Genomic DNA, 8498 nt, shown 5'->3' on the forward strand with positions numbered 1-8498 from the left:
CAGGAGTCGAAGGGAAGGTACTGAGATGGAAGTAACGATAGGTATCGGTGAGGCGTTGGGTACCGGTCCAGCGCGTGGTGACCACGCTCGGCAACGGACCCTGGCGTTCGAAGTCCGCCAACCACTCATAGAGGGTGGGGTGGGACTGGGGCAGGCACACGAACAAAAAGTGGCCGTGTTGGGCCAGAACCTGCTCGCAGAAGGGCTGGTGACAGTACAGGTCATCACCCAGGAAGGTGATCGGGCCCAACGCCGCGAGCCGCGGCGCCCACTGCGGCAACCATCGCGCGCTGGCGGCCAGTTCGCAGTCTTGTTTGAGGTGACCATCCTGCGGCGTGACGAACGCGGGGGGCAAGGGAAACACGGTCGCTTGGCCCGGCGCGACCAGCGCCGGGGTGACGGCGCTATGGACATGGCGGGTCTGACCGTTGGTCAGCGTGCGGGTAGAGCGCAGTGATGTCTCGTATCTTGGCGTCGTCGGCGATCTGCATGGGAGGGCCTGTGGGTTCACCTGGCTCGGCTGTTTCCCCCGTGTATCCGATTCGCTGGTGTCCGCGTCAACCGCTGGAAAGGAGCCGACGGAGGGCGAGCTATCTTGAAGGCAAGCCGGGTGCACTGTGCGGACCGCATCCCCCGTGGAACCAACCGAAGACGCGTTCCCCGTCGCGTAAGCGACCGGGTTTGCTGCGGAACCAGAAATTGACGATAGGCCGAGATCACGACCGCGTCTCGGGGTTAGACGGTTCCGGCTGGTCGGCGAGCAAGCGCTTCAGCCGCTCGTTCTCGGCCAAGGCTTCGTCCTTGGCCGCCCGCTCCTACTACGCGTCCGCCTGCGCCTGCTCGACCTCCGCGCATAGGTCGTCGAATTCGAGTTGGATGCTCTGCTGTTCGCGTAGATAGTCCTGCCGCGCCTGGTAGGCGTGGTAGGCGTGGTAGGCGTGCTCTTTCTCGGAGTGTAGACAGCCATTGCCGGTGCGACAAGGGACGCGGTTCTGGGGAACCGCCCCCGGCGGGGAGGCACCGGCGGCTCAGTCGAGTCGGCTGCGCGGACCGCATCCCGCGCGGAACCAGCCGACGCGCGCTCCGCGTCGCCTCGGGTACAACGACCTACGGGCCTTCCGCACCAGCCATGCCTGCCCGCATAATCACCCCGTGGACCCACGGCTCACCGATTTCCTGTCCCGCACTCTCCTGCTCGATCTGGAGACCGGCCCCAATGGGGCCATCCATAAGATCGCGGCGGTCTGGGGCGAGGACACCTTCAGGCGGCAGGGGCAGTTCGATGGCACCGTCGCACTGACCGAACTCGACCGGTTCGCCGCCGGCGCCGAGCTGGTTCTCGGTCATAACCTGCTGGGCCATGACCTACACTGTCTGCGCGCCCGTCGGCCGGCGCTCGACCTGCTTAAGCGGCGGGTGGTCGATACCCTGTTTCTGTCCCCGCTGGCCTTTCCCGAGAACCCCTATCACCGCCTGGTCAAGGATTATAAGCTGGTGCGGGATTCGGTCTCGGACCCGCTGGCGGACTGCCGACTCGCCGAGCAGGTCTTTCGGGAACAGTGGGCTGAATTCGCGCGCCGCGCCCTGGTCAGTGAGACCGGGAGCGGCGAGACCGGGACCGGCGAGGCCGGCTTGCTGGCGATCTACCGCTTCTGTTTCCGCGGGGCGAGCGGGCTGGAGTCAGCGGCCACCGGCGGCACCGGGGTGTCGCTGGTCTTCGCCGCGCTGGGGATCGATCTGCCCGACGTGCCGGGGGTGCTGGACCTGCTGCACCGCTATTGGGATGGCCGGGTCTGCCGGACCGCGGCCCAAACCCAGGCTCTGCGCCATCTGAGCGACCCGCGCCTGCGCCCGGCCCTGGCCTATGCGACCGCCTGGCTCCAGGTGGCGGGTGCCCGCTCGGTGCTGCCGCCCTGGGTCAGGCACCGCTTTCCCGAGACCCAGGCGCTCCTGCAGGCCCTGCGCGATCGGCCCTGCGCCGCGCCGGATTGCGTCTGGTGCCGCACCATCCATGACCCGCACGGCCAGCTCAAGCGCTGGTTCGGCCTGGCGCAGTTCCGGCCGGAACCCAGGGACGCCGACGGCGGCAGTCTTCAGGGCGCCATCGTCGCCCACGGGATGGCGGACGGCTCGCAGCTCGCCATCCTGCCCACCGGCGGCGGCAAGTCGCTGTGCTTCCAACTGCCGGCCCTGGTGCGTTATCTGCGCCGCGGCCAACTGACGCTCGTGCTCTCGCCGCTGCAAGCCCTGATGAAGGATCAGGTGGACAATCTGGTCCTCAAGACCGGGAGCCTCCACGCGGCGGCACTCTACGGCCTGCTGACCGGACCGGAGCGCGGCGAGGTGCTGGAACGAATCCGCCTGGGCGAGATCGCCATCCTCTATTGCTCCCCGGAGCAGTTGCGCAATGTCTCGTTCAGACGGGTGCTGGAGTCGCGTGAGATCGGCTGCTGGGTCTTCGACGAGGCGCACTGCCTGTCCAAATGGGGTCATGACTTCCGGCCCGACTATCTCTATGCCGCCCGCTTCATCCAGGAACTGGCGGAGCGCCAGGGCGTCCCCGTGCCCCCCATCGCCTGCTTCACGGCCACCGCCAAGACCGACGTGATCGCCGAGATTCTGGCCCACTTCCGGGCCGAACTGGGGCTGGAATTGCGGCTGTTTCAGGGGGGCGTCGCGCGGGACAACCTGCGCTTCGAGGTCCAACTCACGCGTCACCAGGAGAAAGATCCACGGCTTCACGCGGTGCTGGTGGAGTCGCTGGGGGAACCTGGCGCTGTGACCGGGGATCGAGACGGAGACCCTGCCGGGCCTGGCGCGGCCGTGGTCTACGGGACGACCCGCAGACGCGTGGAGGAGCTGGCGGCATTCCTGACCCGCCAGGGCTGGGCGGCGGCGGCCTTCCATGCCGGACTCCCGGCCCCGGAGAAACGGCGGGTCCAGGACGCCTTCGTCGGCGGGGAGATTCAGGTTGTCTGTGCCACCAATGCCTTCGGCATGGGGGTGGACAAAGAGAACGTGCGCCTGGTGGTCCACGTCGACATCCCCGGCTCTTTGGAGAACTATGTCCAGGAGGCGGGGCGCGCCGGACGTGACCGCGCACCCGCCCGCTGCTGTCTGCTCTATGACGAGCAGGACGTGGAGGATCAGTTCCGTCTGGCGGCGGGCTCACAGCTCTCGCGGGCCGACATCGCCGAGATCCTGCGCGGCCTGCGCCGGGCGCGCCGGGACCAGGACGACTGCGTGATCCTCACCGCCGGTGAGCTGCTGCGCGAGGGTGAACTGCGGGTGGGGTTCGACACCGAGGGTCGGGATGCGGACACCCGGGTTCGCACCGCCATCGCCTGGCTGGAGCGGGCTGGATTCGTGGAGCGCAATGAGAACCGCACCCGGGTCTTTCAGGGCCGCCCGGCGGTCGCGAGCCTGGAGGAGGCGCAACGGCGCATCGCCGGCCTGGGTCTCTCCGCGCCGCAGCGGCAACGCTGGCTGGCCGTGCTGGAAGCCCTCTTCAACTGCGACCCGAATGACGGTCTGACCGCCGATGACCTGGCTCAACTCCCCGCGTTGCGCCCGCCCCAGGGCGAGGGCGCGGCGGCCCCGCCCTGGGATCGCGGCGAGACCGCCGGTCAGCGGGTGTTGCGCACGCTCTACGACATGGCGCAGGCCGGCCTGTTGCTGCAAGGTCCACAACAGAGCGCTTATGTCCGCTACAAGGTGGTCAATCCCTCCACCCGGATTCTGGAACAGGTGTGCAGCGTGGAGCGGGCCATGCTCGCCGCCCTGCGTGAAGAGGCGCCGGACGCCGACGATCACGACTGGCACCCACTGTCCATCCGGCGCCTCAACCAGCGCCTGCGCGACCAGGGGGTGGACAGCAACCCGGAGATCTTGCGCGACCTCCTGGGCAGCCTGGCGCGGGATGGCCACGGGCTCGCGGCGAAGCAGGGCAGTCTGGAGTTTCGCCAGTACGAGCGGGACCACTACCGGGTGCGTTTGCACCGCAACTGGCAGGACCTGGAGGAAACGGCCCGGCGCCGCCAGGCCATCGCCACGGTGGTGCTAGCGACCCTGATCGCCAAGATCCCGGCGGCGACCCCGCCGAGCGCCGAGGTGCTGGTCGGCTTCGGGCTCGACGAACTGACCGCGGCCCTGCGGGCGGACCTGACCCTGGCCGGCAGCCTGCACGACCCGCTGGCAGCCGCGGAACGGGGGCTCCTGTTCCTGCATGAACACCGGGCGATCGTGCTGCAGGCCGGCTTAGGCGTGTTCCGCCAGGCCATGACGATCCGCGTCCTTTCCGAGGCCAAGGGCAAGCGCTACACCAAGGGCCATTATGCCCCGCTCGCCGAGCACTACGGTGAACGGGTCTTTCAAATCCATGTGATGCACGCCTATGCCCGCCTGGGCCTGGAGAAGATCGCCCAGGCGATCGGCCTGGTGGGGGCCTATTTCACGCTGGAACGGCCGGCCTTCGTGCGCCGTTACTTTCCGGACCAGCAGGAGATCGTGGCGCGGGCGACCACGGCCGAGTCCTTCCGGCGCATCGTCGAGAGCCTGGACCATCCCGAGCAGATCGCCATCGTGGCGGCGGAGCCGGAGACCAACCGGCTGATCCTGGCCGGCCCCGGCGCGGGCAAGACGCGGGTCATCGTGCACCGCTGCGCCTATCTGCTGCGGATCCTGCGCGTCGACCCGCGGGCCATCCTGATCCTCTGTTACAACCGCAACGCGGCCCTGGAACTGCGCCGCCGACTCGGCGCCCTGGTGGGCGATGAAGCCCGCGGTGTCCTCATCCAGACCTACCACGGCTTCGCGATGCGGCTCACCGGGGCCTCCTTCGCCGCGCGTGCTCAGCGCACCGGCGCCGACCCCGGTGGCAACCAGACGGAGTTCAGCGGGCTCATCCAAGATGCCGTGGATCTGCTGGAGGGACGGACGGATCTGCCGGGTCTGGAACCGGATGCACTGCGCGAGCGTCTACTGGCCGGCTATCGGCACATTCTGGTCGACGAGTATCAGGACATCGACAGCGATCAGTATCGCCTGATCGCCGCGGTCGCCGGCCGCAGTCGGGATCAGGACGAGGGCCGCCTGACCCTGTTGGCGGTGGGCGACGACGACCAGAACATCTACGCTTTCCGCGGCGCCAGCGTCGACTTCATCCGCCGCTTCAAGGAGGACTATGCGGCCGAGGTCCATTACCTGATCGAGAACTATCGCTCGACCGGCCACATCATCGCCGCCGCTAATGCCCTGATCGGGCACAATCGGGAGCGCATGAAAACCGGACAGCCCGGCCGTCGCGACCGGCACCGCCGCCGCGAACCCCTGGGCGGCCGGTGGGAGGGGCTCGACGCCCATGGCCGCGGGCGCGTGGAAGTGCTGGAGGCGGCGGACCCCGGACGGCAGGCGGCGGCCCTGGTCGCGCGGCTGCTGCGCCTGCGCGACCTGGGTGCCGGCGATTGGCGCGTCTGCGCCGTGCTCGCCTACCGCCGTGAGACCCTGCAGCCGATCCGCGCCCTGTGCGAAGCCGCGGGCATCCCGGTCGCCTGGACGGCGGACCTGCCGCCCCTGCACCGGGTGCGGGAGATTACGGTCTTCCTGGATGCCGTTGCGGCCCTTGGCCATCAACCCTGCTCGATTGCCGTCCTGACCGCCCTGATGCCCGCGCCTGAATCGCTCTGGCGGAACCTGCTCAACGGCCTGCTCGACGCCTGGCATGAGGAAGCCGGTGAGGCCGAGGTCGCCGCCTCCCGTGTCCTGGAATTCTGTTACGAGACCCTGTGTGAACTCCGCCGCGACCGGGGACTGGGCGACGGTGTCTTCCTCTCCACCCTGCACGGCGCCAAGGGGCTGGAGTTCACCCACGTGCTGATCGCCGATGGCCCCGGCGGCGGCGCCGGCCGCGAGGATCCGCAAGAGCAGCGTCGGCTCTTTTATGTCGGCATGACCCGAGCGCGGGAGACCCTGGCCCTCGGCCGGGTGCCGGGCGGTGACAACCCCTCCCCTGCCCTGTTCGAGGGGGACTGGCTCCTGCGGTCGCGGGTGGATATCCCCGCCCCGGCCGCCGCGCTGATCCAGCGCCGCTACACACTGCTCAGCCTCGCCGACATCGACCTGGGCTATGCCGGCCGCCAACCGGCCGCCGACCCCATCCACGCCCGGCTCGCCGCGCTGACGACCGGAGATGCCTTATCCCTGCGTCAGGTCAGCGATACGCTCGTCCTCTGCGACCGCCAGGGCGCCCCCGTCGGACGCCTCTCGCGGCGCGCCGCGGCCCTGTGGCTACCGCGGCTGCCGGCAGTCGAAACCGCGCGGATCATCGCCCTGATGCGCCGCCGCCGCGACGACGGCGAAGGCGAGTACCGCGACACCTGCCGGGTGGAGACCTGGGAGTATCCGTTGGTGGATCTGATTTGGCGGATGGGCGACGACCTGACACCGTCGGGAAACCAGGCGGCAAACAGAGAACACGAACCCGGAAACTTCAGTTGAAGCGATTTCCGAAGCATCTCGTACCGCGCGGGCTCAACCTCCGGTGAGCAGGGCGAGGCGACCGGAGGCCGACGCTTTAGCGGGCGGCGGCGGCGCCGCTTTCGGCTGAAACCTCGACCTCCGGTCTGTTATGCGGGTGCAGCAAGATCCGGACACTGGTGGCGAATGCTCCAGACCGCGGAGTCTGGAAAGAACCTATCGCCGTCGGACGTGATCGCCGGACGTAGGGGCGGGTTTTAGGTGATTTCCCGGAAAGCATCTACCGCCGTGTAGGGGCGAATTCATTCGCCCCTACAACCCAAGAGGCTTTCTGCGCATGCGCAGTCGGGATGCCTATTCACGGAAATCGCCTTAGGGGCGACTAAAGTCGCCCCTACACGTTGGTACAACGTTTCCCGGAAATCACCTTAAGAGGATATCCGGAACGGAATATGCTTAAACTGAGAAACCCTATAATTTCCAACGCTTAATCTATCAGGCGCCAAAAGCGTCGTATTGTCAGAGTTCAGTGACATATCAATAAATTTCAATAGGTTGTCTTTCATCAGCAATTTCTGAACCGGATTTACTCTAAACCCGCCCCTACACGAGTGTCGGTCCGAATATCAGGTAAGAAGACTATATCTCACGCAAAGTCGCCAAGCACGCCAAGAAGAGCGCAATTACCGGCGACCGTGCCGCGCGCGCCGGCGGCTTCAACGACACCGTGCACGGGGGCTGGTTCTCCGCGGGCGACTTCGGACTCGACCAGGGCCTGATCCTGCTGATGATCGAGAACTTTCGCTCCGGCCTGCTGTGGCGCCTGCTGCACGGCTCGGCGCCGATCCGCACGGGCCTGCACCGCGCCGGCTTCCGCGGCGGATGGTTTGTATCAATTGCATGCGCGTCCACATGTGTATTCAACGTAATGGAATTCTGGTGCGCGATGCGATTCGCCCAGACATGACTTCCATGGTCAATGTTTGTTAGCGATCTTCCAGATAAACCTTCATAGATGGCAATAAATTTTATCGTCGTCGGTCCTTCAAACAGGTTTTGCGCTAAACGTTGAGCCTGCAAAAGCGTCTCACCTATCCGCCAAACCGGAAGTGTGATATCGAAGACCGTGCCCGGCAGAATGCCGGCAGAATGGATGCGCGACCTGGGCGCCGTACTTCCATTCCTCTTCTTCAAAACCACGGAGTAAGAATGCCAAGCCCCCAGGATGAATCCGCCAGAAGTCTGAATGCGCAGCATCGCGGTTCTCGGCGGGCGTTTGCGTATCGCTGCCGAGCCAACATTCAACCGCGCCGTCAATTAGATATGGGTAACTAAGTACATCAATACAATTGCTATGAGCCGCTTATTTATGCGAATTCTTAAAAATCAAGACGTTGCATTTATTGCGGCCTACAAATATTTAAATTGAGGTACTTATTCCCTGCCGCGTCGGGTACCAAAAAGGCGGCCATCCTGTATGGCGGACCACACTTGCGCTCAATACATTGGGCAACTGAGCGGGCGAAATTTGACGGCGTTCACCTAAGATTTCGTAAGCAAAGTTATAGGATCCATGAGGAAAGCGTGGGCCAACATGCTCCGGCAACTCCTGAGTAAGCATGCGCCAACGTTCAAAACCGACATGAATCCAGTCTTCTAGCCGGGCTAGCTCAGTGGATTGTTCTATCTGTGACACAGCGCCTGTGATTAAGTCCCTGATCTGATCAAACATCTCGTCCCGACGATTACGCAAACACTTAGCCAGAAGATCATCCCAATCCTGGGCGCTTTGCCTGACTATTACCCACATCTTTGCTGGCCGGCTGCGGCTGCCAGGGCTGAACACAGCACGGCGGAAGTGGTGAAATCCGCTCCCATCACGACCGATGGGGCAAAGGTAGATGACCGAGGCAAGTGTTGGCAAGCTGTGCGGGCGACCGCTGAGTGCGGCGGACCTCGAGACGATCCGGCGGGCCATCGACGCCGCCGCCCCGTGCGTGCCGAAGTGGCGCGGCGGGTGTGCG

2 protein-coding genes and 1 pseudogene are annotated in these 8498 nt (G+C 65.7%); 2 read left to right on the forward strand and 1 reads right to left on the reverse strand.

From position 1 onward, the window contains the following. A pseudogene (locus QZY03_RS28165) lies at window positions 1–511 on the reverse strand (hypothetical protein); the annotation flags it as partial. Window positions 512–1152: 641 nt separating this feature from the next. On the opposite strand from QZY03_RS28165, the gene QZY03_RS28170 reads away from it, so the two are divergent. Together QZY03_RS28170 and QZY03_RS28175 are read left to right on the forward strand one after the other, a co-directional pair. Further along, the gene (locus tag QZY03_RS28170; protein WP_295587072.1) at window positions 1153–6495 is read left to right on the forward strand and encodes a RecQ family ATP-dependent DNA helicase; all 5343 of its coding nucleotides are present in this window, start codon (window positions 1153–1155) and stop codon (window positions 6493–6495) included. A gap of 661 nt (window positions 6496–7156) precedes the next feature. After that, window positions 7157–7441 (forward strand): glucoamylase family protein, encoded by a 285-nt coding sequence (locus tag QZY03_RS28175; protein WP_295587073.1) that lies wholly within the window; start codon window positions 7157–7159, stop codon window positions 7439–7441. The last annotated feature ends 1057 nt before the right edge of the window (window positions 7442–8498 follow it).

The sequence above is a fragment of the uncultured Lamprocystis sp. genome (assembly GCF_903933125.1).
In the GTDB taxonomy this organism is placed as follows: Bacteria; Pseudomonadota; Gammaproteobacteria; order Chromatiales; family Chromatiaceae; genus Thiodictyon.